The following is a 23773-nucleotide window of genomic DNA, read 5'->3' on the forward strand; positions in this document are numbered from 1 at the left end:
CGGGCAGCCTCGGATTTCGACATTCCGCCCTCGAGTACGGCCAGGACGATGACCTTGTTCTTCGACATGGCCCAGCCCATCAGGCCAGCTGTCGTCTATGTCCCGCGACATGCCGAGACCGTCAACGATGTCCCGCCACAGCAGTCAACTATCACCCGTCAACGATGTCCCGCCACAGGTGTAAACGATGTCCTGAAATCACACACCCCCATCTCCACAAAATCAAGGCCCCTGGAACAGGGGCCTTTTTTGTGCCTTCGCAGCACTGGAATTCGGCGCCCGGAGAAGGTTCACCCACGGCGTAGCGGCTTGCGGAGTACTGCCGCCGCCGCGTGCGTTGAAGCAGGTAGATCTGCAAGGAGGCGGCGGTGGACAGCGAAAGAACGATGGACAGCGAAAGAACGGACGACGGCGACGCACTGGATGCGTACTCGCTGATCGTCACGGGGGTGGCCGAAAGCGTCACCGCCCATGTCGCGGCGCTGGAGATGAGCAGCGCACGGCGCAACGGATTCATCAGGCGCGGCGCCGGTTCGGCGGTGGTGTTCACCGAGGACGGTTACCTTCTCACGAACGCGCACGTGGTGGCGGGATTGAGCAGCGGGCGGGCCCTGTTCGCCGACGGAAGGCACAGCGAGGTGGAGCTTGTTGGTGCCGACCCGCTGTCGGACCTCGCGGTGCTTCGTGCCCGGCAGGCCCCGCCCCCGGCCGTGCTCGGCAATGCGGAAACGCTGAAGGTGGGCCAGTTGGTGGTCGCCGTCGGGAATCCCTTGGGCTTGTCCGGATCGGTGACGGCCGGTGTCGTGAGCGGCCTGGGCCGGGCCATCCCGGTCCGCTCCGGCCGCCACACCCGGCTGATTGAAGACGTCATCCAGACCGACGCCTCGCTGAATCCGGGGAACTCCGGCGGGGCCCTCGCGGACACCAAGGGCCGGGTGGTCGGCATCAACACCGCGGTCGCAGGCGCCGGCCTCGGCCTGGCAGTGCCGATCAACGGCACCACCCGCCGGATCATCGCGGCGCTGCTGCGGGACGGCCGGGTTGTCCGTGCCTACCTGGGCCTGGTCACCACTCCCGTCCCTCTCGACGTGGCGGCGGTGGTCCGGACCGGATTCAAGGAAGGGCTACGGATCGTCGAAGTCATCACGGGGTCGCCGGCCGAGCGTGCCGGACTTCAGCCGGGGGACCTGGTGCTCAGCGCACAGGACCGGGCCCTCACGAGCGCGGAAAGCCTCCAGAAGCTGCTTTTTGCGCAGGCCCTCGGTGAACCGTTCAGGATGTCCGTGCTGCGCGACGGCAAAGTACTTGGCCTGGTCGCCGTGCCGGAGGAACTCGACGAGGCGATGGAGCGCCAGGGCTGAACAGAAGTGTCCGGGGCATTTGCCCCGGACACCGCTACTTCCGCTTGAGATGCGCCACGGGGTCGCTATCGGTCCCGGAATCGTGCTTGGCGCGCTTGATGGCCCGCTTCTGCTTAATGGACTTGCCGCTCTTCTTCATCTCGTGCTGGTGTGGTGACTTGTCAGGCATGACGTGCTCCTATGCCGGATACCGGAGGGGCCGCCTCTGGAGACCATCGGCCCCTACTTTGTAAACTACGCCCCTTTCGGCTGGATACAAGGCCAGTGCCCGGGCGTAGGCTGTGCACATGAACGACACGGCCGCGCTCCCTCCGGCGACCCCGCTGCAGAAGCGCGTGCTGGTGGTGGCCGTTGTTGCTTCGTTCATCGCCTTCCTGGACACTTTCGTGGTGAATCTGGCCTTGCCCGCGATCGGCCGAGAACTGGGCGGCGGGCTGGTCATCCAGCAGTGGGTGGTGGACGCGTACCTGCTCACGCTCGGCGGCCTGATCCTCGTGGCGGGCTCGTTGTCCGACCACTTCGGCAGGGTGCGGGTCCTGGAATGGGGGCTGGGCGGCTTTGCCGTGACCTCGGTGCTGTGTGGCCTGGCCTGGTCGGGTGAAGTCCTGGTGGTTGCCCGTGCCCTGCAGGGCGTCGCCGGTGCACTGGTGGTTCCGAGTTCGCTGGCGCTCATCGTGAATTTCTTCAGCGGCCCGGCACAATCCCGGGCCATCGGCCAGTGGTCGGGGTGGACCAGCGCCGCCGCCATCGTTGCGCCCCTAGTGGGCGGCCTCTCGGTGGACTACCTGTCCTGGCGTTTCTTCTTCTTTGCCAACGTTGTCCCGCTGGCCATCGTCTGGCCGCTGGTCCTGAGGCTGCGGCCGGACGACAGCAGGGACCCCGCGGCCGGACGGATCGACTATCTTGGCGCGCTGCTGGCCATCGTGGGGCTCGGCGGCCCGGTCTATGCGTTCATCGAGCAGGGGCACCTGGGCTGGAACAGTCCGTTCGTGTGGCTGCCGCTCGCCGCAGGGGTGGTGGCGCTGCTGCTGTTCCTGGCCCACGAGGCCCGGACCCCGACCCCGATGCTGCTGCTGCGGCTCTTCGCGATCAGGAACTTCGGCTGGGGAAACATCGCCACGCTGGCCATTTATGCCGCCTTCTCCCTGGGCTTCTTCCTCCTGGGAATCTACCTGCAGCAGGTGGGCGGGATGACAGCGACGACGGCGGGCATAGCACTGCTTCCTTCCACCGTGATCCTGATGCTGGCCTCCAGCTACTTCGGCGGGCTCGCCGGCACATACGGGCCCCGCTGGTTCATGACCTTCGGCCCGGTGTTGTGCGGCATCGGTTTCCTGCTGCTGCTCACGGTGCAGGAAACCCTGAACTACTGGACCCAGGTGCTGCCGGGCCAGATCGTCTTCGGCGTCGGGCTGGCCGTGACGGTGGCGCCGCTGACCGCCGCCATCCTCGGCGCGGTTCCGCCCGATCAGGCGGGCATCGGTTCGGCGATCAACAACGCGGTGGCCCGCATCGCCGGCCTGATCTGCATCGCCTTCGCCGGGATCATCACCGGCCCGGTGCTGACGACGGCGGGCCTCCACCAGGGCGCCGTGGTCACCGCGGTCCTGCTCATGATCGGGGCGGCCGCGTCCGCCGTCGGGATCCGCAATCCGGAGCTGGAATCCGTGCCGCAGGCGGACGAACAGCAGGCCGGGGGCGGCAGCCCGGAACTTTAGTCGGCGAGGGTGCAGCCTTCGTGGGTCGACTCCGAGGCGACCCAGAGTGCCGAGGCGACCTCGTCGGCGAGGTCGTATTCGCGGCTGGAATCCCCGCTGCCGATCTTCACCACCAGGGCCCCGCCGAACGGTTTGCGGCCCACCACCTCCACGCTGGCGTCCAGGTCGATTTCCTCTGCCGCGAGGTAGCGCAGCAGTTCCGGGTTTTCGTCGCTGATCCGGGTGATCCGCCCGGAATGCCCCTTGTCGAGTTCAACCATCCGGTGGGCATGGGGCAGAGCGACGGTGCCGTCCGCGGCAGGGATGGGGTCGCCGTGGGGATCGCGTGCGGGGTCGCCCAGCTTCTGGGCCATGCGTTCGATGAAAGTATCGGAGACGGCGTGTTCGAGAAGTTCCGCTTCGTCGTGGACTTCGTCCCAGCTGTAGCCAAGCTCCGTCACCAAATAGCTCTCGATCAGGCGGTGGCGGCGGACCATGGCCAGGGCGAGCCGCATTCCTTCCGGAGTCAGAGTGATGGCGCTGTAGGGCTGGTGGTCCACCAGCCCCTGGTCCTTGAGCTTGCGGACCATCTCCGAAACCGAGGAGTTGGCCACGCCCAGCCGCTGGGCGAGCTGAGAGGACGTGATGGGTTTGTCCTGCCACTCGGTAAACGAGTAGATGACCTTGACGTAGTCCTCGATCGAGGATGAGGGCGTACCGGTCTTCACGTTCCAAGCCTACCGTGAACGGCCCGCCTGGAAATTTGCGGGCTCAGGCTTTCCGGGCCCGCCAGCTCTGCGTCACGTAGGGCAGCCGGATGATGTCGGACGGTCCGTGGCCCAGGTGCTCAAACAGATACCACTGGAGGTTGGCGATGACCTTCGCCCGGGTGGCCTCGTTCGCCCGCAGGTAGTAGCTGCGGGACTTCGTCAGTTCCATGATGTCTTCCGGGTACAGCGGATCTTCCCACGGGCTCAAATGGCTTTCCAGGCCGGCGAACTCTGGTCCCACCACGGGCCGGAAGTCCGCTTTGTGGACGTCGCCGGCATGCATGATGCGCGAGAGCCTGTGTACCCAGGGGACCGAGGTGTCCAGCTGGTTCCACACCAGGCCGAGTATTCCGCCGGGACCCAGGATGCGGGCCAGTTCGGTGCTGGCCAGGAGCGGGTCGCACCAGTGCCAGGCCTGGGCAACGCTGACGACGTCGAATGCTGAGTCCGCCAGCCCTGTTGCTTCTGCCGTGCCGAGGAGCGCCGTTGCAGCGGGGTAATCCTTCCGGAGCTGCGCGAGCATGTCTTCGGAGGGATCGACGGCGGCAGTCTGCAGGCCGCGCTCCAGCAGGAGGGCCGTGAATTTTCCGGTGCCGGCGCCGATGTCCGCGGCGGTCCTGGCGCCCGCGGGCACCAGCCATTCGGCGGAATCGGCGGGGTAGCCCGGCCGCACGCGGTGGTAATGCTCGCCGCCGTCCTGGAAGCTCGACCCGAGTTCGTGCCGCCGGTTCCTGGTCAGCTTGGGACCATGGATTCCAGGGAGTCCCGGTCCGCGGTGTCCACCGGATCGCAAAGCCACGCGTCCACTCCTCGTAGGGTCCTGAAGTACCCTACGAATCTACCGCACTCAGTCTGTGCTGCAGGGCGCTGCGCCCGCCGTTCCGGGGGTGTTCGGTGCCCAGTGCGGGTACGTACGGTGGTCGTTGGCCGGAACCCAGCGGCCGGAGTCGACGACGTAGTCCCAGCCGAGGCCCTCGATCTTGAGCGCCTTGATTCCGGCGATCAGGCGGGTGGCGTCCTCGAGCCGGGAACCCAGGCCGAAGCTGGCGCGCAGGGAACCGGAGGGGAGGCCGAGCCGCTTGAGCAGCGGGTGGGCGCAGAAACGTCCGTCGCGCAGGCCGATGCCGTGTTCGGCGGCGAGGTAGGCGGCGACCAGGCCGGCGTCGTAGCCCTCGAGGGAGAAGTTCACCACGCCGATGGTGTCGGCCGGGTCGGTGTCGCTGAAGATCTGGTGGACGGTGACGCCCTCGATCCCTTTGAGGCCCTCCACCAGGTGGGTGCGGATCGCGGACTCGTGGGCGTGCCACTCGTCCTGGTCCAGTTCCGCGATGACCTGGGTGGCCCTGGCCAGCGTGGCTGCGCCAAGCACGTTCGGGGAGCCGCCTTCGTGGCGGGCCGGACCGGTGGCCCACGTGACGGAATCGAGGCGGGCTTCGCGTACGGCGCCCCCACCGGCGAGGTGCGGGGTGCCGGCGTCGAGCCAGTCGGGGCGGCCCACCAGGACGCCGGCGCCGAACGGCGCGTAGAGCTTGTGCCCGGAGAAGACGAGGTAGTCGATGTCCGCCGCCGCGATATCGACACTGCGGTGCGGGGCGAGCTGGGCGGCGTCGACCACGATGCGCGCGCCGTACTGGTGGGCGAGTGCGGTGAGTTCCTTGACCGGCAGGATTTCACCGGTGACGTTGGAGGCGCCAGTGACGGCGAGAAGGCTGACGCCGCCCTGGGCGAGGGCTTCGCGGACGTTGGCGATGGTTTCCGCCAGGGTGGGTGCCGCCACGATGCTGCGGTGCGGCACGTGCTGCCAGGGAAGCAGGTTGGCGTGGTGCTCGATGTCCAGGTACAGCACTTCGCCGGCAGGGTGTCCGTCTACGACGGGCAGGCAGCCGGCCAACAGGTTCAGCGAGTCCGTGGTGTTGCGGGTGAAGATCACGGTGTCTTCCGCGCGGCCGCCCACGAAGTCCCGCACGATGTTGCGGGCGTTCTCGTAGACCGAGGTGCTGATCTGGGAGGCGTAGCCGGCGCCGCGGTGGACGCTGGCGTAGTAGGGCAGGACCTCGTTGAGGTAGGCGGACACCACGGTCAGGGCCGGGGCGGAGGCGCCGTAGTCGAGGTTTGCGTAGCGCACGTGTCCGCCCTGGATGAGCGGGGCCTGCAGTTCGGCGCCGGTGACCGCGGCCAACGGGCGGGCAGCTGGAGACAGCAGGGAGTCGTCGTGACGGAGTTCGGGCGAAGTGAAAGTGGCAGTGCTCATGGGAGTCCTCATTCAAGGGAACCCTGCATGCAGGGGATCCGCGCTTGCCGCATCCGTTCCGGACCGGCCGGGTCGTCACCCGGGGCACCCCGCCGCGATGGAGGGTTGCCGGCCAGCAAACCGGGGTTTCACGCTGGCACTCGTGACCTGTCTTTGAGACTAAGACACCATACGCGAGGCGCCAAAGCCGGAGGACTTTGTTAAGCCGATTGTTACGATCGGCGGATTCGGGCTGCTTTGCCGAACAAAAATCGGCAGGTGCCCCGCGCCGGGGACACCTGCCGATGATTCTTCGCCGGAGCTCCGGGGCGCAGGATCAGAGGAGGTCGTCGAGGGAGGGGTTGAGCTTCCTGAGCGCCTCGGAGTGCAGGATCGAGTTGCTGGCCACGGCATTCCCGCCGAAAGGGCCGTCCTTGCCGTCCAGGGACGTGAAACGGCCGCCGGCCTCAGTCACGATCGGCACCAGCGCCGCCATGTCGTAGAGCTCAAGCTCCGGTTCGGCGGCGATGTCCACCGCGCCTTCGGCGACCAGGCAGTAGGACCAGAAATCGCCGTAGGCCCGGCTGCGCCAGACAGCGTCTTCGAGGTCCAGGAAGGAATCGAGCGAGCCCTGCTTCTTCCATTCCGAGATTTCAGAGTAGGACAGGGACGCGTCGGACAGCCGGGAGACGTTGCTGACTTTCAGCCGGGTCGCGGAGGCCAGGGAGCGGCCGGTGTAGGCGCCGCCGCCCTTCACAGCCCACCAGCGCCTGCCCAGGGCCGGGGCGCTGACGACGCCGACCACCACCTCGTCGCCGTCGACGAGGGCGATCAGCGTGGCCCAGACGGGAACGCCGCGGACGAAGTTCTTGGTTCCGTCGATCGGGTCGATGATCCAGCGCCGGGCACCGTGCCCGGTGCTGCCGAATTCCTCGCCCAGCACGGCGTCCCGGGGACGGGAACGGGACAGTTGGCCACGGATGGCTTCCTCGGCGGCGCGGTCGGCGTCGGTCACGGGGGTCAGGTCAGGCTTGGACTCGACCTGCAGGTCCAGGGCCTTGAATCGCTCCATGGTCAGGGCATCGACGGAGTCTGCCAGCACGTGGGCAAGGCGGAGGTCGTCGTTGTAGTTCGGATCGGCTTGGGTCATGATTCCAAACTACCGGCAAAACACTGCCCGCCAGCGGACCACGTGGCATGCGCCGTCAGATGACGGTGCCCAGTTCCTTGGTTTCCTTGGCCTCCTGGCGCGGATCCGCGCCCAGGAGGCGGCGCAGCGAGGCGAGGCGGGCCGGGCCCGCTTCCCCGGCCGAACCCGAGGCAACCCAGTCGTCGAGTCCGCAGCGGACGGCGTTTGCATCGTGCTTGCAGCCGCGCTCACAGGATTCGGTACCCGGTTCGAGGTCCGGGAACGCGTGCATGATCCGGTCCGGGTCCACGAGCGCGAGGCCGAACGAGCGGATGCCGGGGGTGTCAATGATCCAGCTCCCGGCGGGCGCCTCGTCCAGCCGCAGGGCGAGGGCGGATGAGGATGTGTGGCGGCCTCGGCCGGTGACGGCGTTGACGCCGCCGGTGGCGCGTTCGGCGCCGGTGAGGGCGTTCACCATGGTGGATTTCCCAACGCCGGAGTGCCCCAGCAGCACGGTGACCTTGCCGTCGAGGTACTCGCGCAGGCGCTCGACGGCGCCGCCGTCGAGCCGGGCGGACAGGCCGTCGTCGCTCCGGGCATCGATCCCGGACGCCTCGGCGTCGGCCGTGCGGCTGATGATCACCGGGAAGTCGAGGCTGAGGTAGTTGGCGAGCAGCTGCGCAGGGTCCTTGACGTCAGCCTTGGTGACGAGCAGCAGCGGCTCGATGCCGGCGTCGTACGCTGCCACCAGGGCGCGGTCGATGAATCCGGTGCGCGGCTCCGGGTTGGCTGCCGCGACGACGATCACCAGCTGGTCGGCATTGGCCACCACCACCCGTTCCACGGGATCGGTGTCATCGGCGCTGCGCCGCAGCACGGTTTTGCGTTCCTCGACCCGGACCAGGCGCGCCAGGGTGTCCGGGGCCCCGGACACATCGCCCACGAGTGCGACGAAGTCGCCCGGCACCACGGGGGTGCGGCGCAGTTCCCGGGCGCGGGCTGCCACGACAATGCGTTCTTCGGCGGTGTCCTCGGCCACCACGGCGGTGTAGCGTCCGCGGTCCACCGTGATGATCCGGCCGAGTACGGCGTCCTCGTGGCTGGGGCGGTCCTTGGTGCGGGGCCGGGAACCTTTCTTGTTCGGCCGGATCCGGACGTCGGATTCATCCCAGGACCGTGCGGAGCGTCCCATCGTCAGTGACCGGCCGCCGTCGTTTCGCGGCCGCCGCTGTCCTGTTCGAGCATGGCCGTCCAGATCTGCGGGAACTCCGGCATGGTCTTGGACGTGGTGGCGATGTCCTCCACCCGCACGCCTTCGACGGCGAGGCCCAGGATGGCGCCGGCAGTCGCCATGCGGTGGTCGGCATAGCTGTGCACGACGCCGCCGTGCAGCTTGGCGGGCCGGATCACCAGGCCGTCGCTGGTTTCCTCGGCGTCGCCGCCGAGCCGGTTGATCTCCGCCACGAGGGCGGCCAGCCGGTCCGTTTCGTGCCCGCGCAGGTGGGCGATGCCGGTGAGCCGCGACGGGCCGGCGGCCAGCGCGCAGAGTGCCGCCACCGTGGGCGCGAGTTCGCTGGTTTCATCGAACTCCGCTCCCTTGATTTCGGGCCCGCCGGTCACGGTGAGCGTGCCGCCTTCGAGGCTGACGGTGGCGCCCATGGTCTGCAGGATCTGCCGCCAGAGGTCGCCTACCTGGGTGGTGTCGGCGGGCCAGTTGGGAATCCGGACGGTGCCGCGGGTTGCGAGGGCAGCCGCCAGGAACGGACCGGCGTTGGAGAGGTCCTGCTCGATCCGTTCATCGAAGGCCCGGATGGTGCCGGGGGAGACCACCCAGTGGTTGGGCACGGAGTCGTCGACGGCGACCCCCACGCCGCGCAGCACGGCGATGGTCATGTTGATGTGGTCCAGGCTGGGCACCGGCTTGCCGATGTGCTCCAGGTGCAGGCCCTCGCTGAACCGTGCGCCCACCAACAGCAGTGCGGAGACGAACTGGGATGAGGCACTGGCGTCGATCACCAGGTGGCCGCCGCGAACCGAACCGGTGCCGTCAACGGTGAAGGGAAGCGACGACGCCGGGCCGCCGTCCGGCCCGGAAATCCCGACGCCGAGCGCCGAGAGTGCCTCGATGATCGTGTTCATGGGGCGGTTGCGGGCGTGCGGGTCGCCGTCGAACGCCGAGGAACCGTTGCGCAGGGCAGCGAGCGGAGGCACGAAGCGCATCACGGTGCCGGCGAGCCCGCAGTCGATGGCGCAGTCGGAGGCCGGGGCGGCGGGATCGATCGGCTCGATCAGCAGGTCCGGACCGTAGCTGCCGTCGCCGGCTACTTCCGTGACGGTGGCCCCCAGCTGCCGGAGTGCCTCGATCATCAGGGCGGAGTCCCGGGAATGCAGGGGAGCGCGAAGCCGGGACGGACCGTCGGCCAGTGCGGCGAGGACGAGGTACCGGTTGGTGAGGGACTTGGAACCCGGAACGGTGACGGTGGCGTCAACGGGCCGGTGCGCGAAAGGTGCGTCCCAGAGAGGTGCGGCGGTGGTGGCTTCCGTGGTGCCGGTCATGCGTTCTTTATGCTCCAACTGTTTTGTCTACTGCTTTGCGGACGGCGCGGTCCGCCTTCTTCAGCTGCTTGCCGCCGGCCTTGCGGGCGTCCATGGCGAGGTGCTCGGCACGCCAAGCGAGGCTCGGCTTGCCTGCGGTGTCGACGGCGGCGAGCAGCGCCCCGCCGGTCAGCGAAATATTCTTCAGCAGCTGGGCGCGGCGTTCCAGCCGGCCCTCCTTGGTGCTGATGTCCGCCGAGCGCCACTCGACGAAGGTGTTCAGGCCCGAGATGAGGGCGAGGAGGCCGGCGGAGAAACGGGGCAGCTTGCCCAGTGCGAGCAGGGCTCCGGCGCCCAGTTGGGTGCCGCCTATCACGCGGGCGATGAGCTTCTCGTCGGCCGGGAAGGGCAGGGAATCCGATGCCCGGCGCAGGAGCGGGGAGAGCTGCCTGGCAGTGTCGTCCGTGTTCTTGAGCTTGTCGAGTCCGGAAACCACGAAGCTCGAGGCCAGCATTGGCCGGGCGGGAAAACGGATGAGGGACATGTCTTGCCTCCTGAATGGCTTGCCACAACGGTCAAGGGTGCAGTCGCCTCTAGTCTTGCATCTTTGCGGAATATTTGCCCGGGGGCTCTGGTTGTGAGAAGAAGGCGCGGCAGCGCGCGGGGAAGTCCGCGCGCCGCGGCCTGCGAAGCCAGTATCAAGTGGAAGGAGCCGCTTTCTTGAGCTTGGTGAAAGACCGTCAGGAAGTGCCGGCACCGTTGCGGGAGCCGGAGAAAGGTGCGCGCCGGGTGACAGTAGACTTGAACGCAATGAGCACCTTGGACCCGGCCGCAGCGGCCATGTACGAAGCAGCGGAGCAGCCTCAAACGGGTTTGCAGGGCGCCGCTGAAGAGTCCGGCCCCGACGTCGCCATTGACGTCGCAAGCGAAACGCCCGAACAGCGGCGGGCCCGCTTCGAACGGGACGCCATGCAGTATGTCGACCAGCTCTATTCGGCTGCGATGCGCATGGCCCGGAACCCTTCGGACGCGGAGGACCTGGTCCAGGAGGCCTACACCAAGGCGTTTTCGGCGTTCCACCAGTACAACCCCGGGACCAACCTCAAGGCGTGGCTGTACCGCATCCTGACGAACACCTACATCAACCTGTACCGGAAGCGGCAGCGTGAACCGCTGCAGTCGAACTCGGACACGATCGAGGACTGGCAGCTGGCCCGCGCCGAATCGCACACCTCGACGGGGCTGCGTTCGGCGGAAGCAGAAGCGCTGGATCATCTTCCCGATTCCGATGTGAAACGTGCACTGCAGACCATCCCGGAGGAATTCCGGCTGGCCGTGTACTTCGCGGACGTCGAAGGCTTCGCCTACAAGGAAATTTCGGACATCATGAACACCCCCATCGGTACGGTCATGTCCCGGCTTCACCGCGGCAGGAAAATGCTGCGGGAACTGCTGGCTGACTACGCCGCGGAACGGGGAATCAGGGGCGCCACGGACACCCCCGCCGGGGACGCCGCCGCAAGCAAGACACAGGAGAAAAGGAAATGAGCTGCCAAGGACTGGGCGACTGCGATGATGCGCGGATGCAGCGCATCTATGAATACCTTGACGGTGCGCTGACCCGCGAGGACATCGCCGAGATCAAGCAGCACCTGCAGGAATGCCCGGAGTGCACCGAGGAATACGACCTCGAATGCGTCATCCGGACGGTGGTAAAGCGTTCCTGCACCGAATTCGCCCCGGAGAACCTCAAGAATTCCATCCTGGACCGGATCCATTCGATGAATTCGGCCGAAGTCTGATCAAAGGCGTCCTCACATGGAAGGGCCCCGGAAACCATCAGGTTTCCGGGGCCCTTCCATGTTTGCTCCAACAACTCAGGTGTTGGGACGCTTGCCGTGGTTTGCGCCGCCGCGCTTACGGTCACGACGCTTGCGTGCACGCTTGCTCATAGCCGGCCTCCTTCGTTTCTTGTATTCAACAAAGCTGCCCTCCAGTCTCCCACATGCGGGGGCCGGGCGGCGAACCGGCAGGCACAGACGGTCCGGTCAGGGCGCCTCTCAGGACCGCATGGAGTTCCTGATCGCTATCCGTGCCTGGTCAAGGACGGTGCGCACGGTTTCCAGCGCGACCGGCGTCAACTGGGCGGCTCCGGCGTGCCTGCGCAGTTCCACCCGCATGTCGTCACGGAAGGATTGCACCATGAGTTCGGCCTCTTTGAGCAGCCGGATGCTTTCGGGTGAATGCCGCCCCGTCCGGGGACCGGTTCCCGCCGGCACAGCCGCGGACCGGGCCGACTCGGCGCTGGCAGCCAGGTCCGCCCGCAGGCCGCGCATGTTGCTGCGGATATCCTCCCTGAGCTCATCCGCCAGGCGCCGGACCGAGGCCGAGATCCCCGCTTCCACCTCGGCGAGTTCGGCGCGCCGGCTGTCCAGTTCGGCGAGCCCCGCTTTCGTGATCGAGTAGTTGGTGCGGCGCCCGTCGTTCTCCGTGGCCACCAGGCCTTCCTCCTCCAGTTTCCCGAGCCGGGGGTAAACCGTTCCGGCGCTGGGGGAGTAGGTGCCGCCGAAGCGTTCGCCAAGGGCCTTGATGATCTCGTAGCCGTGCTTCGGCCCTGTCTCAAGCAGAGCCAGCAGGTAGAGCCGGAGCTCGCCGTGGGCGAAGACCGGCGGCATCAGAGCCCGCCCCCGCCAGGCACCTGCCCGCCCGCGGCCGGAGACCCGGTGGCCGCGGCGCTGCCGTGGATGACGTAGGTCTTGCCGGATACCGAATTACACCGCACGAGGGTGATCCGTTCCGTCGGGCCGACAGTCGTCTGGACATTGTTGCCCGGATGGTTGTGGAGCTGCCCGTCGATCACCACGGCGCCGCTTGCCGATTTAGCGGCGACATCGGCACCGATGTCCCGCGGAAGTCGCACCGTGACATCGCCGGACACCGAGTGGGCGGCGAGGTCGCGCGTGTGGCCATGCAGGTCGAAGCTGAGGTCCCCGCTGACGGTGCTGGCACGGACATTGGAGAAATCGCCGGAGGCGGTGACCTCACCCGATACGCTCTTGGCGGTCATGACGCCGTGGTGGTCGCGGGCGATGACTTCGCCGCTGACGGTGTTCACATGCAGCTCGCCGCTGGTGCCGTCCGACAAGACCGAACCTGACACCGTGTTGAGCCTGGTGGTGGCGGAGGTTCCGGAGACCATCCCATCGCCGCTGACGGTGCCGGCCTCCACGGTGATTCCCGCCGGAACGGCGATGCCGATGACCGCTGTGTTGTTGCTGGTGTTGCTGACCGTGTCCATGAGGTTGCGGAACCAGCCCTGCGCGCCGTGAAGCTGGTGCCGGATTTCCAGCCGGCCATCGACGATCGTGATGCTCAGCGGATCGCCCGCAATCTCCGAGACTTCGATGCGGGCCGTGGCCTCGTCATGCGTGACGATGTCGAAGCGGCCCTTGACGATTCCCAGCCTCAGCGAGCGGACGCCGTCGACGTCTATGGTCTGCGGGCCGGTGACGGTCCAGTTCTGTTCTGACATGACCCCTCCAGAAATTGCGATATATCGCGTTGATGAAGTCACGATATATCGCAATTGCGGGGATCGCAATGGTTTTCGGGGAGGGGTGCTGACCTTATTCGGGCTGGGCGATCCGGAGCCACTGGAACCAGCCGCGGTGCAGCACCAGCCACGCCATGAGGCCGTAGCCCGCCTGGCCGGGCGTGCCGCCGTTCGAGGCGAGGTCGGTACGCCACTGTTCGTGGTTCAGCAGGGGCGAGAAGGTATCGACGTAGTGGTGGTTGCGGCGCGTGGTGACATCGGAGAACGCGGCGTTAAGGTCGGCGAGGCGGCGGTTGCGCGCCGGGTCGAGGCCCGGGGGAGGTCCGACCACGAATACCTCCACGCTGTTCTGGCTGGCGCCGTCCAGGATGTTGGCGAGATTGAGTCGGCTCCTCGCGGTGGACAGGCCGAACTCGATGTCGCGGGCGGACAGGCCGATTACGAGGCGGTTCTCATGGGCGTCGCTGAAGCGCCGGCCGGCTTCGTCGAGCCACCGGGCGGCGAGGCCTTCGGTGCCTTCCATGGGGCAGGGAAGCGAATAGCTCTCCACGGCGACGGCGTCCTGGGGCGTGCGCGCGAGCACCCGTCCCAGCCAGCCCAGGGCGCGGGGATCGCCGAGTCCTGCGAGCAGTTCATCTCCTACAGCCGCGATGCGCAGCTTCCTGTCTTCCACTGTTACCTCTTCACCAACGTTGCGGTCCGTGCTGTGCGCCGGCAAGCGCTGCCCGGCATGTCTACCCATTTAAACAGAAGTGCCCGGCAGGAGGCCTCTTCCGAAGCTCCGGCCGGGCACCCATGTTGTTTTACTTGCGTTCGAAGGCCTGCTTCAGCAGGGTGCTCTGCTCGGCGGCGTGGCGCTTCATGGAACCGGCAGCCGTGGAGGCCGACGCCGGGCGGGACACCAGGCGGACCTTGCGGTCCAGGGCCTGCGGCAGGTTCAGGCCGATGAACGGCCACGGACCCTGGTTCGCGGGCTCGTCCTGGGCCCAGACGACCTCGGCGTTCGGGTACTTCGCCAGCTCGGCCTCGATCTCCGCCTGCGGCAGCGGGTACAGCTGCTCCACACGGATGATCGCGGTCGAAGTGTCACCGGACTTCTGGCGGCTGGACAGCAGGTCGTAGTACAGGCGGCCGGAAACCAGCAGCACGCGGTCCACGTTCTGCAGGGCCTCGTGCTCGCCGATAACCGGCTTGAAGCCGCCCGAAGTGAAGTCCTCGACGGCGGATGCCGCGGCCTTCAGGCGAAGCAGCTGCTTCGGGGTGAAGATGATGAGCGGCTTCCGCGGCCGGCTGTAGGCCTGGCGGCGCAGCAGATGGAAGTGCGAGGCGGCGGTGGTCGGGTTGGCGACCACCATGTTGTCCTCGGCGCACAGCTGCAGGAAGCGCTCGATGCGGGCGGAGGAGTGGTCCGGACCCTGGCCCTCGTAGCCGTGCGGCAGCATGAGCACGAGCGAGGAACGCTGGCCCCACTTCTGCTCGGCCGAGGAGATGAACTCATCGATGATGGTCTGGGCGCCGTTGACGAAGTCGCCGAACTGGGCTTCCCAGAGCACCAGGGCGTCCGGACGTTCCACGGAGTAGCCGTATTCAAAGCCCATGGCGGCGTATTCGGACAGCAGGGAGTCGTAGATCCACAGCTTTGCCTGGTCGTCGCTGAGCTTGCCCAGCGGCATCCATTCGTTGCCGTTGAGGCGGTCGTGGAACACGGCGTGCCGCTGCACGAAGGTGCCGCGGCGGGAGTCCTGGCCGGCCAGGCGGACCGGGACGCCTTCCATGATGAGGGAACCGAAGGCCGCGATTTCGCCGAAGCCCCAGTCGATGCCGCCTTCGCGGGACATCTGCTCGCGCTTCTCCAGGAGCTGCTTGAGCTTGGAATGGACCGTGAAGTCCTCCGGGATTTCAAGGTGGGCGCGGCCGATGTGCTGCAGCACCTCGGCGGAGATGGCCGTCGACGCCGGAGAGTTCGTCCCGGAGTCCGCCTGCTGTGCGATCGGGCGCTCAATGCCCGAAACAGCTGCGGAGTCGGCGGTGATGATCGGGATGGGGGAGGTCTGGGCGGCGTGGGTCTCCGCAAAGACCCGCTCCAGGCGCTCCTGGTAGTCGCGGAGCAGCTGCTCTGCTTCTTCCTCGGTGATGTCGCCACGGCCGATCAGGGACTCGGTGTACAGCTTGCGGACCGAGCGCTTCGCCTCGATCAGGTTGTACATCAGCGGCTGGGTCATCGAGGGGTCGTCGCCCTCGTTGTGGCCGCGGCGGCGGTAGCACACCATGTCCACGATGACGTCCTTGTGGAAGCGCTGGCGGAATTCGTAGGCCAGCTGGGCCACGCGAACCACGGCCTCGGGGTCGTCGCCGTTCACGTGGAACACCGGTGCCTGGATCATCTTCGCGACGTCCGTGGAGTACGTGGAGGAGCGCGAGGAGGACGGCGCGGTGGTGAAGCCCACCTGGTTGTTCACGATGATGTGGATGGTTCCACCGGTGCGGTAACCGCGCAGCTGGGACAGGTTCAGGGTTTCGGCAACCACACCCTGGCCGGCGAACGCGGCGTCGCCGTGGACCATGATCGGCAGGACCGGGAAGGTCTCACCCTGGTCCAGGCGGTCCTGCTTGGCGCGGACGATGCCTTCGAGCACCGAGTCCACGGCCTCCAGATGGGAGGGGTTGGCGGCAAGGTAGACCTTGGTCTGCTTGCCGTTGTCCGAGGTGAAGGTGCCTTCGGTGCCGAGGTGGTACTTGACGTCACCGGAACCCTGCACGGAGCGCGGGTCCTGGGTGCCTTCGAACTCGCGGAACACCTGGGCGTAGGTCTTGCCCGCGATGTTGGTCAGCACGTTGAGGCGGCCGCGGTGGGCCATGCCGATCGCGACCTCGTCGAGTCCATCGTCGGCGGCGTCGGAGATGATCGTGTCCAGCAGCGGGATCAGGGATTCGCCGCCTTCAAGGGAGAAGCGCTTCTGGCCGACGAACTTGGTCTGCAGGAAGGTTTCGAACGCCTCGGCAGCGTTGAGCTTGGAGACGATGCGCAGCTGCTCTTCGCGGCTCGGCTTGGAGTACGGGTGCTCCAGCTGGTCCTGGAACCACTGGCGTTCCTTGGGCTCCTGGATGTGCATGTATTCGATGCCCGTGGTGCGGCAGTAGGCATCGCGCAGCACGCCAAGGATGTCGCGGAACTTCAGCATCGGCTTGCCGCCGAAGCCGCCCGTCGGCCATTCGCGGTCCAGGTCCCAGAGGGTCAGGCCGTAGGTCAGGACGTCAAGGTCGGGGTGCTTGCGCTGGACGTACTCGAGCGGGTTGGTGTCGGCCATGAGGTGGCCGCGGACCCGGTAGGAGTGGATCAGCTGCTGGATGCGGGCAACCTTGTTGATCTCGTCGGCGGGGTCGACCTGGAGGTCGGGGCTCCATCGGACGGGCTCGTACGGAATGCGCAGGGCTTCGAAGATCTCGTCGTAGAAGTTCTGGGCGCCCAGCAGCAGCTGGTGGACCAGCTTGAGGAACTCGCCGCTGCCCGCACCCTGGATGACGCGGTGGTCATAGGTGGAGGTCAGCGTGAGGATCTTGCTGATGGCGTTCTGGGCGATGATCTTCTCGCTGGCGCCCTGCCATTCGGCCGGGTAGTCGAGCGCGCCGACGCCGATGATTGCCGCCTGGCCCTTGGAAAGGCGGGGGACGGAGTGCACGGTGCCGATGCCGCCGGGGTTGGTCAGCGAAACGGTGGTGCCGGCGTGGTCGTCGGCCGTGAGCTTGCCGTTGCGGGCACGCTTGATGAGGTCCTCGTAGGTGTGCCAGAACTCCGCGAAGTTCATGGTCTCCGCCTTCTTGATGTTCGGGACCATCAGGAGGCGGGTGCCGTCGGGCTTGGGCATGTCGATCGCGATGCCAAAGTTGACGTGCGCGGGCTGGACGGCCACGGACTTGCCGTCGACCTCGTCGTAGTAGACGTTCATGGACGGGAACTGGGAGAGTGCCCGGACCACGGCGTAGCCGATGATGTGCGTGAAGGAGACCTTGCCGCCGCGGGCGCGGGCGAGGTTGGAGTTGATGACAACGCGGTTGTCGATCAGCAGCTTGGCCGGAACCGCGCGGACGCTGGTGGCGGTCGGCACTTCCAGGCTTGTCACCATGTTGGCGGCGATGGCCTTTGCCGGGCCGCGGAGGACGGAGACGACGTCTTCCTCGGGCGGGGTGGGGGCCTTGGTGCTCTTGGGCAGCTGTGCCGGGATGGGCTGGGCCTGCCCGGCAGCCGGCTTCTGCGCGCCGTCTTTGGCGACAGTGGCCGGTGCCTTCTTGGCAGGCGCTGCGGGGGCTGCCGGAGCTGCAGCAGGGGCCGGGGCTGCAGCAGGGGCTGCGGCCGGGGCCGGTGCGGCGGGCGAAGCTTCAGGCGCCGGGGCGGGCGCCGTTGCCGCGGGCGCCGGGGCCTGTGCTACGACAGGAAGGACTCGGGTTGCGGGGTTCGCAGGGACGGCGGACGTTCCGTTGGAAGACGTGCCGTCAGAGGTGTTGAAGGATTCGAAGAGAGGCCACCATTTGGCGTCGACCGAATTCTTGTCCTGCTGGTACCGCTCGTACAGTTCGTCAACGAGCCACTCGTTTCCGCCAAATTCCTCTGGTAGACGATGGCTTGGCTGCTCTGGCACTTGAAATACGCCTCTTCCATGAGTGTTGATGTCCAGCTGGCCCGGTGGAATTGCCTGGAAATACGACTCGGGCCAGGGTCCGGTCCCTCGGGCTCAGACCCTTGCCAGTCTAGTGACGGTCTGCGCCTCTCTGCCAATAGTGGTGACCTAAATCATGTCTGTGCTACGAAGTGACGGCCCGGCTGCTCCGCGCGGCAGGGCCGGACCGCCAACCGGTCCGGCAAATTGAGCGCCGCGGAGTGTTGGCGGGGCTGTAGACTGGAGCCCTTATGGACAGTAACTCCAGGTGCCGGCCTGGACGCTGCGGGGGAAGCCAATCGGCTGTCCTCCCGCGGGCGTTCCACAGCGCCGGCAATACCCGTACACATGCCCATCACGCGCCCTCTGCCGCCTCCGGCGGCGCCGCGTCCCAGTCCTCCGCCGCGGCTGACCAGCCTCCGCCGGCACCTTCCGGCCGGTTTCCCCGGCGCCCGCTAAGAACCGGCGGTGGGGCCTGAATGGAATGGCTCCTGCTCCTCGCCGGTCTCCTCCTGATCCTCGGCACGGGCTTTTTCGTCGCCGTCGAATTTTCCCTCGTGGCGCTTGACCAGACGTCCGTGCAGCGGGCGGTCGAAAACGGCGACCACGCGGCGCGTCCGCTGCTGAAGTGCCTCAAGTCCCTGTCCACGCAGCTTTCCAGTTGCCAACTGGGCATTACCCTGACCACCCTGCTGACAGGTTTCGTCATGGAGCCGTCGGTCGGTGAACTGCTGCATGGTCCGCTGCTGCTGATCGGCACGCCGGAGGCCGCGGCCCGTTCGGTTTCCCTGTTCATCGCCATGGTGTTCGCCACCTTGCTGTCGATGCTGATCGGCGAACTCGTCCCCAAGAACCTCGCTATCGCAAAGGCCTTCCCGGTGGGCAAGGCGCTGGCCCGCCCGCAACTGATTTTTACGGCGGTCTTCAAGCCCGCCATCCTGCTGCTCAACGGCTTCTCGAACCGGGTCCTGCACCTCGTCGGTCTTGAGGCCAAGGAGGAGATCTCCGGCGCCCGCTCGCCGGCCGAGCTGGCATCCCTGGTGCGGCGCTCGGCGGAGCTCGGGACGCTCGACGCCGGGACGGCCAATTTCGTGGCCCGTACCCTCCGCTTCGCCGAACGGACCGCAGCCGACGTCATGACGCCCCGCATCAGGATGGAGACAATCGGCGCCGGGCAGCCGGTCTCCGACATCATCGAAACAGCCCGCCGGACCGGGTATTCGAGGTTCCCGGTTATCGGCGAGTCCGCCGACGACATCCGCGGCGTGGTGCACGTCAAGAAGGCCGTCGCCGTCCCCAGGGAACGGCGCGAAGGCCTTGAGGCCGGCGCGATCATGGCCGAGGTGCTCCGGGTTCCCGAGACCATCCACCTGGATGCACTGCTTTCCGAACTTCGGGAGGGCAACCTGCAGCTCGCCGTCGTTCTGGACGAGTACGGCGGCACCGCCGGGATCGCCACCCTCGAGGACCTGGTGGAAGAGATCGTGGGCGAAGTGGCCGATGAGCACGACAGGGTGCGCCCCGGACTGCTGCAGAGCGCTTCCGGGGACTGGTACTTCCCGGGCCTGCTGCGCCCCGATGAGGTTACCGAGCAGATCCCCGGGCTGAGCGTGCCGGACGACCCGGCCTACGAAACCGTGGGTGGCTACGTCATGAGCCAGCTGGGCCGCATCGCCGTGACGGGCGACGTCGTCGAAGCTGGCGGCGGCACCTTGTCCGTTACCAGGATGGATGGCCGCAGGATCGACCGGATCTGCTTCCGGCCCGCGCCCGCGGAGGATCCGGCTGGTGCGGCCACCGGACAGGACGGCCGGACCGTGAAGGGGGCAACGGCGTGAGCGACTGGACGGGAATCCTCTGGCTTGTCTTCCTGCTGATCGGCAACGCCTTCTTCGTCGGTGCCGAGTTCGCCGTCATGTCGGCGCGCCGCAGCCAGATCGAACCGCTCGCTGAGGCGGGGTCCAAGCGTGCCAAAACCACCCTGCACGCCATGGAGAACGTGTCGCTCATGCTGGCCTGCGCCCAGCTGGGCATCACGGTGTGCTCGCTGCTGATCCTGCAGGTGGCCGAGCCCGCGATCCACCACCTACTCGCCGAGCCTCTCGAAATGCTCGGTACGCCCCATGAATTGGCAGACGCGGCAGCCTTCACGGCTGCGCTGCTTGTGGTGACCTTCCTGCACGTGACGTTCGGCGAGATGGTTCCGAAGAACATCTCGGTTTCCGTGGCTGACCGGGCGGCCCTGCTGCTGGCTCCGCCGCTGGTCCACATCGCCCGCTTCGTGAAGCCGGTGATCTGGAGCCTGAACTGGAGCGCGAACCATATCCTGCGCCTGATGCGGATCGAGCCGAAGGACGAGGTCACGTCCTCGTTCACCCTCGAGGAAGTCCAGTCCATCGTGCAGGAATCCACGCGGCACGGGCTCGTGGCCGACGATTCCGGGCTGCTCAGCGGCGCCCTGGAGTTCTCGGCGCACACCGCTGCGCACATCATGGTGCCCGTGGACAAGCTGGTGACCCTCAAGCCCGGATCCACGCCGCGGGAACTGGAGAAGGCGGTCAGCCGCACCGGATTCTCCCGCTTCCCCTTGCTGGACGACGACGGCGGGTTGGCCGGCTACCTGCACATCAAGGATGTGCTCTCGATTCCCGAGGAGGGGCAGTCGCATCCGATTTCGGAAGGCCGGATCCGCTCCCTGGCCAACCTCTCGCCCGACGAGGAAATCGAGGACGCGCTGGCGGTCATGCAGCGGACGGGCTCGCACCTTGCCCGGGTGGTGGACCCCGCGGGAAGCACCCTCGGCGTGCTCTTCCTGGAAGACGTGATCGAGCAGCTCGTGGGCGAAATCAGGGACGCCACCCAGGCCACCGGCATCCGGCGCCTCGGCGGGGGCAGCGGCGCCTGATCTTCCTCCCGGGTCCCGGCCGCGGCCGGGACCCGGGCCAGGGCTGGGAAAGAAACCCTAAATAGGAATCATTCCCATTTAGGGTTAGACTCGTGCCAGACCGTTTGAGTTCCACTCCATCTGAATAGATCTGAGGTTTCCGTGCGCCGCCCAGCCGCCCGTCTCTCCCTTGCCCTCTCCGCCGGACTGGCAATCCTCCTGTCCGCATGCTCGGCACCCGCCGCAACGTCGCCGTCGTCGTCGGCTGCCGCCGGGACCATCCCGGTGGTGACCTCCACGAATGTCTACGGCGACATCGTCAGGAGCATCGGCGGGGACAAAGTGTCCGTGGACGCCATCATCAGCAAGACCAGCCAGGACCCGCACTCCTACGAGGCGAACGCCCAGGACAAACTGGCCGTGTCCAAGGCCAAGCTGCTCGTGGAAAACGGCGGTGGCTATGACGGCTTCCTGCACAAGCTCGCGGACGACACCGGCTTTGACCACGCGAACATCGTCACCGCAGTCGAGGCCACCGGCCTTGCCCCGCATGAGGATGAGGCTTCGCACTCGGCGGAGGAACATGACCACGACCACGGCGCGTTCAACGAACACGTCTGGTACGACCCCGCCGCCATGGCGAAGGTGGCCGACGCGGTGGCCGCACGGCTGGGTGCCCTGGCCCCCGCCTCCGCCGCGGAATTCACAGCCAACGCCGGCAAGTTCAAGACAGCGCTGGCCGGGATCACCGGCAAACTCGACGCCCTGAAGGTAAAGCACGCCAACACCCCTGTGGCCATCACCGAGCCGGTGCCGGTCTACCTGCTGCAGGCCGCCGGCCTGGTGAACAAGACCCCGGCGGAATACAGCGACGCCATCGAAGAAGACACGGACGTTTCCCCCGCGGTGCTCAAGGAGACCAAGGACCTCTTCGCCGCAGGCGGCGTCAAGCTCCTTGCGTACAACGAACAGACGGAAGGCCCGCAGACCGAAGCCGTGAAGGATGCCGCAACGGCGGCCGGCATTCCGGTGGTCGACTTCACCGAAACGATCCCGGACGGCAAGAACTACCTGGAATGGATGGAAGGCAACGCCGACGCGCTGGCCGGCGCCCTGAAGTAGCCCGGCCCGGCCCGCAGGACCCCATCACCCAGTAGACTTGCGTTCGTTGGCCAACGCATGGAACGCCTTGAACGCATGGATAGAGGATAGTTTTTGACACCGCTTGTGAGCCTTCGCGGAGCCAGCCTGAAGTTCGGCAAGAGGGTGCTCTGGGAAGGCCTGGACCTCGAGATCAATCCCGGTGAATTCTTCGCCGTGCTCGGGCCCAACGGCAGCGGCAAGACCAGCTTCCTTAAGGTCCTGCTGGGGCTGCAGGAATTGCATTCCGGCCACGTGGAACTGGGCGGGCGCCCCGTGGAGCGGGGCAGCCGGCAGATCGGCTACATCCCGCAGCAGAAGTCCTTTGCACCGGACACCCCGCTGCGTGCCCGGGACCTCGTGGGACTGGGCATCGACGGGCACCGCTGGGGCCTGAGGCTGAGCGGGAAAAGCGTCAACCGCAGGATCGATGAACTCCTGGACCTGGTGGGCGCCAGCGACTACGCCAAGGTGCCGCTGGGACAACTTTCCGGCGGCGAGCAGCAGCGCCTGCGCGTGGCCCAGGCGCTCGCCTCCGAACCGCAGGTGCTGTTGTGCGATGAGCCGCTGCTGTCCCTGGACCTGCACCACCAGCTCGCCGTGAGCGCCCTGATCAACCAGCAATGCCACGAACGGAACAGCGCCGTGGTTTTCGTGACGCACGAGATCAACCCCGTCATCGACTACGTCGACCGGGTGCTGTACCTCGCCGGCGGCCAGTTCCGGGTGGGCACCCCTGAAGAGGTGATGACCACCGAGGTCCTCTCCGAGCTCTACGACAGCCACGTCGAGGTGATCCGGGCGAACGGGCGGATCGTCGTCGTCGGCCTGCCGGATGCCACCACGCACTTCCATGACGACGCGCACACGGGATCGGCGGAGGGCCACTGATGGATTTCGGAACGATCCTGCAGACCATCTTCAACTTCGAGAACTACGGGGAACTGCTCCAACTGGTGCAGAACTCCATCTGGGCCGGAGCCGTGCTGGGACTGCTGGGCGGTATGGTGGGGACCTTCGTCATGAAGCGCGACCTTGCCTTCGCCGTCCACGGAATTTCCGAACTCTCCTTCGCCGGTGCGGCGTTCGCGCTGCTGATCGGCGCGGATATCGTCCTCGGCTCCCTGGTCGGTTCGGTCGCCGCGGCCCTGCTCCTGGGGGTCATGGGAGTGCGGGCCCGGGACAAGAACTCGATCATCGGCGTCATCATGCCCTTTGGCCTGGGCCTGGGCATCCTCTTCCTGGCGCTCTATGAAGGCCGCGCGGCGAACAAGTTCGGCCTGCTGACCGGGCAGATCGTCTCGGTTGACACCGTCCAGCTGCAGGCCCTGGCCGGGACCGCCGTCGTGGTCATGATCTTGCTGGGGCTGATCTGGCGGCCACTGAGCTTCGCGAGCGTGGATCCGGACATGGCCGAAGCGCGCGGCGTGCCGGTGCGCGGCCTGGCCATCGGCTTCATGGTGCTGCTGGGCGTCAGCGTGGCCCTGTCCATCCAGATCGTGGGCGCGCTGCTGGTCCTCGCCTTGCTGATCACCCCGGCGGCGGCCGCCCTGCGGGTGAGTACGTCGCCGCGGGTGGTGCTGGCGCTTAGCGTGGCCTTCGCCATGACAGCGACAGTCGGCGGCATCCTGCTCGCGCTGGGAAGCCGGATCCCGATCAGCCCTTATGTCACCACGCTCTCGTTCCTGATCTACGTGGTCTGCCGGATCATCGGCGAAGTGCGGACCAGGGGCGGCCACAACGGCCGGATCACCCGGCCGGCGGTCAGCGGTTCACCGGCGAAGGTCAGCGCCGGCGCCTGAGCTTGCGTGGCGCGGCG

General features: G+C 67.0%; 22 protein-coding genes and 1 riboswitch. Of the genes, 9 read left to right on the plus strand and 13 right to left on the minus strand.

Translation table 11 applies throughout. From position 1 onward, the window contains the following. Positions 1 to 386: 386 nt before the first annotated feature. Positions 387 to 1361: a S1C family serine protease gene (locus tag BLP88_RS12980; RefSeq protein WP_074590015.1), complete on the plus strand. Its 975-nt coding sequence runs from the start codon at positions 387 to 389 to the stop codon at positions 1359 to 1361. Between the two features lie 34 nt (positions 1362 to 1395). Here BLP88_RS12980 and BLP88_RS19235 read toward each other — a convergent pair whose 3' ends face one another. Then, positions 1396 to 1530, minus strand: a complete 135-nt coding sequence (locus tag BLP88_RS19235; RefSeq protein WP_257028142.1) for a hypothetical protein — start codon at positions 1528 to 1530, stop codon at positions 1396 to 1398. Positions 1531 to 1648: 118 nt separating this feature from the next. Between BLP88_RS19235 and BLP88_RS12985 the strand changes: the two genes are divergently transcribed. Next, positions 1649 to 3079 (plus strand): MFS transporter, encoded by a 1431-nt coding sequence (locus tag BLP88_RS12985; RefSeq protein ID WP_218871796.1) that lies wholly within the window; start codon positions 1649 to 1651, stop codon positions 3077 to 3079. On the opposite strand, the gene BLP88_RS12990 is transcribed toward BLP88_RS12985, so the two are convergent. From BLP88_RS12990 to BLP88_RS13020, 7 genes are all read right to left on the minus strand, one after another. After that, positions 3076 to 3786 carry a metal-dependent transcriptional regulator gene (locus BLP88_RS12990; protein ID WP_074589807.1) on the minus strand — a complete coding sequence of 237 codons (711 nt, stop codon included), beginning with the start codon at positions 3784 to 3786 and terminating at the stop codon, positions 3076 to 3078. The genes BLP88_RS12985 and BLP88_RS12990 overlap by 4 nt on opposite strands. A gap of 43 nt (positions 3787 to 3829) precedes the next feature. Then, entirely contained in the window at positions 3830 to 4627 is a 798-nt protein-coding gene (locus BLP88_RS12995) for a class I SAM-dependent methyltransferase (protein ID WP_074589808.1), read from the minus strand. Positions 4628 to 4675: 48 nt separating this feature from the next. After that, positions 4676 to 6079, minus strand: coding sequence for an aminotransferase class V-fold PLP-dependent enzyme (locus tag BLP88_RS13000; RefSeq protein ID WP_074589810.1), 1404 nt, complete (start codon positions 6077 to 6079; stop codon positions 4676 to 4678). A gap of 35 nt (positions 6080 to 6114) precedes the next feature. Beyond that, positions 6115 to 6227, minus strand: a riboswitch (SAM riboswitch). Between the two features lie 168 nt (positions 6228 to 6395). Continuing rightward, positions 6396 to 7208, minus strand: coding sequence for a histidinol-phosphatase (gene hisN, locus BLP88_RS13005; RefSeq protein WP_074589811.1), 813 nt, complete (start codon positions 7206 to 7208; stop codon positions 6396 to 6398). Positions 7209 to 7263: 55 nt separating this feature from the next. Next, a complete protein-coding gene (rsgA, locus tag BLP88_RS13010) occupies positions 7264 to 8379 on the minus strand; it encodes a ribosome small subunit-dependent GTPase A (RefSeq protein ID WP_074589813.1) in 1116 nt (371 codons plus the stop codon). Positions 8380 to 8381: 2 nt separating this feature from the next. After that, on the minus strand, positions 8382 to 9743 hold the full coding sequence (gene aroA, locus BLP88_RS13015; protein WP_074589815.1) for a 3-phosphoshikimate 1-carboxyvinyltransferase: 1362 nt from the start codon (positions 9741 to 9743) through the stop codon (positions 8382 to 8384). 7 nt (positions 9744 to 9750) lie between these two features. After that, complete coding sequence (locus tag BLP88_RS13020) at positions 9751 to 10266, minus strand: DoxX family protein (RefSeq protein ID WP_074589816.1); 516 nt, start codon at positions 10264 to 10266, stop codon at positions 9751 to 9753. Positions 10267 to 10532: 266 nt separating this feature from the next. On the opposite strand from BLP88_RS13020, the gene BLP88_RS13025 reads away from it, so the two are divergent. Then, positions 10533 to 11270, plus strand: coding sequence for a sigma-70 family RNA polymerase sigma factor (locus tag BLP88_RS13025; protein WP_139163390.1), 738 nt, complete (start codon positions 10533 to 10535; stop codon positions 11268 to 11270). Next, positions 11267 to 11524: a mycothiol system anti-sigma-R factor gene (rsrA, locus tag BLP88_RS13030; RefSeq protein WP_074589820.1), complete on the plus strand. Its 258-nt coding sequence runs from the start codon at positions 11267 to 11269 to the stop codon at positions 11522 to 11524. The genes BLP88_RS13025 and rsrA overlap by 4 nt, the downstream gene beginning before the upstream one ends. 75 nt (positions 11525 to 11599) lie before the next feature. Here the strand turns inward: rsrA and BLP88_RS19310 are convergent, their stop codons facing one another. The 5 genes from BLP88_RS19310 to BLP88_RS13050 form a co-directional block, all read right to left on the minus strand. After that, the gene (locus tag BLP88_RS19310; RefSeq protein WP_369299106.1) at positions 11600 to 11674 is read right to left on the minus strand and encodes a 50S ribosomal protein bL37; all 75 of its coding nucleotides are present in this window, start codon (positions 11672 to 11674) and stop codon (positions 11600 to 11602) included. A 108-nt stretch (positions 11675 to 11782) separates the two neighbouring features. Beyond that, on the minus strand, positions 11783 to 12397 hold the full coding sequence (locus tag BLP88_RS13035; protein WP_074589822.1) for a PadR family transcriptional regulator: 615 nt from the start codon (positions 12395 to 12397) through the stop codon (positions 11783 to 11785). Continuing rightward, the gene (locus tag BLP88_RS13040) at positions 12397 to 13254 is read right to left on the minus strand and encodes a DUF4097 family beta strand repeat-containing protein (protein ID WP_074589823.1); all 858 of its coding nucleotides are present in this window, start codon (positions 13252 to 13254) and stop codon (positions 12397 to 12399) included. The genes BLP88_RS13035 and BLP88_RS13040 overlap by 1 nt, the downstream gene beginning before the upstream one ends. 94 nt (positions 13255 to 13348) lie before the next feature. Further along, on the minus strand, positions 13349 to 13948 hold the full coding sequence (locus BLP88_RS13045) for a GDSL-type esterase/lipase family protein (protein ID WP_175453558.1): 600 nt from the start codon (positions 13946 to 13948) through the stop codon (positions 13349 to 13351). Positions 13949 to 14078: 130 nt separating this feature from the next. After that, positions 14079 to 17912, minus strand: a complete 3834-nt coding sequence (locus tag BLP88_RS13050) for a multifunctional oxoglutarate decarboxylase/oxoglutarate dehydrogenase thiamine pyrophosphate-binding subunit/dihydrolipoyllysine-residue succinyltransferase subunit (protein ID WP_074589826.1) — start codon at positions 17910 to 17912, stop codon at positions 14079 to 14081. A 497-nt stretch (positions 17913 to 18409) separates the two neighbouring features. On the opposite strand from BLP88_RS13050, the gene BLP88_RS13055 reads away from it, so the two are divergent. The 5 genes from BLP88_RS13055 to BLP88_RS13075 all read left to right on the plus strand — a co-directional run bounded on the left by BLP88_RS13055 (position 18410) and on the right by BLP88_RS13075 (position 23756). Further along, positions 18410 to 19768: a hemolysin family protein gene (locus BLP88_RS13055; protein ID WP_074589827.1), complete on the plus strand. Its 1359-nt coding sequence runs from the start codon at positions 18410 to 18412 to the stop codon at positions 19766 to 19768. Then, entirely contained in the window at positions 19765 to 20835 is a 1071-nt protein-coding gene (locus tag BLP88_RS13060) for a hemolysin family protein (RefSeq protein WP_074589828.1), read from the plus strand. The genes BLP88_RS13055 and BLP88_RS13060 overlap by 4 nt, the downstream gene beginning before the upstream one ends. A gap of 141 nt (positions 20836 to 20976) precedes the next feature. Further along, positions 20977 to 21936, plus strand: a complete 960-nt coding sequence (locus BLP88_RS13065; RefSeq protein WP_074589829.1) for a metal ABC transporter solute-binding protein, Zn/Mn family — start codon at positions 20977 to 20979, stop codon at positions 21934 to 21936. A gap of 105 nt (positions 21937 to 22041) precedes the next feature. Further along, positions 22042 to 22845 carry a metal ABC transporter ATP-binding protein gene (locus tag BLP88_RS13070; protein ID WP_074589830.1) on the plus strand — a complete coding sequence of 268 codons (804 nt, stop codon included), beginning with the start codon at positions 22042 to 22044 and terminating at the stop codon, positions 22843 to 22845. Then, the gene (locus tag BLP88_RS13075; protein WP_074589832.1) at positions 22845 to 23756 is read left to right on the plus strand and encodes a metal ABC transporter permease; all 912 of its coding nucleotides are present in this window, start codon (positions 22845 to 22847) and stop codon (positions 23754 to 23756) included. The genes BLP88_RS13070 and BLP88_RS13075 overlap by 1 nt, the downstream gene beginning before the upstream one ends. Positions 23757 to 23773: the final 17 nt, after the last annotated feature.

This window comes from Arthrobacter cupressi (assembly GCF_900099975.1).
GTDB classification, from domain to species: domain Bacteria; phylum Actinomycetota; class Actinomycetes; order Actinomycetales; family Micrococcaceae; genus Arthrobacter; species Arthrobacter cupressi.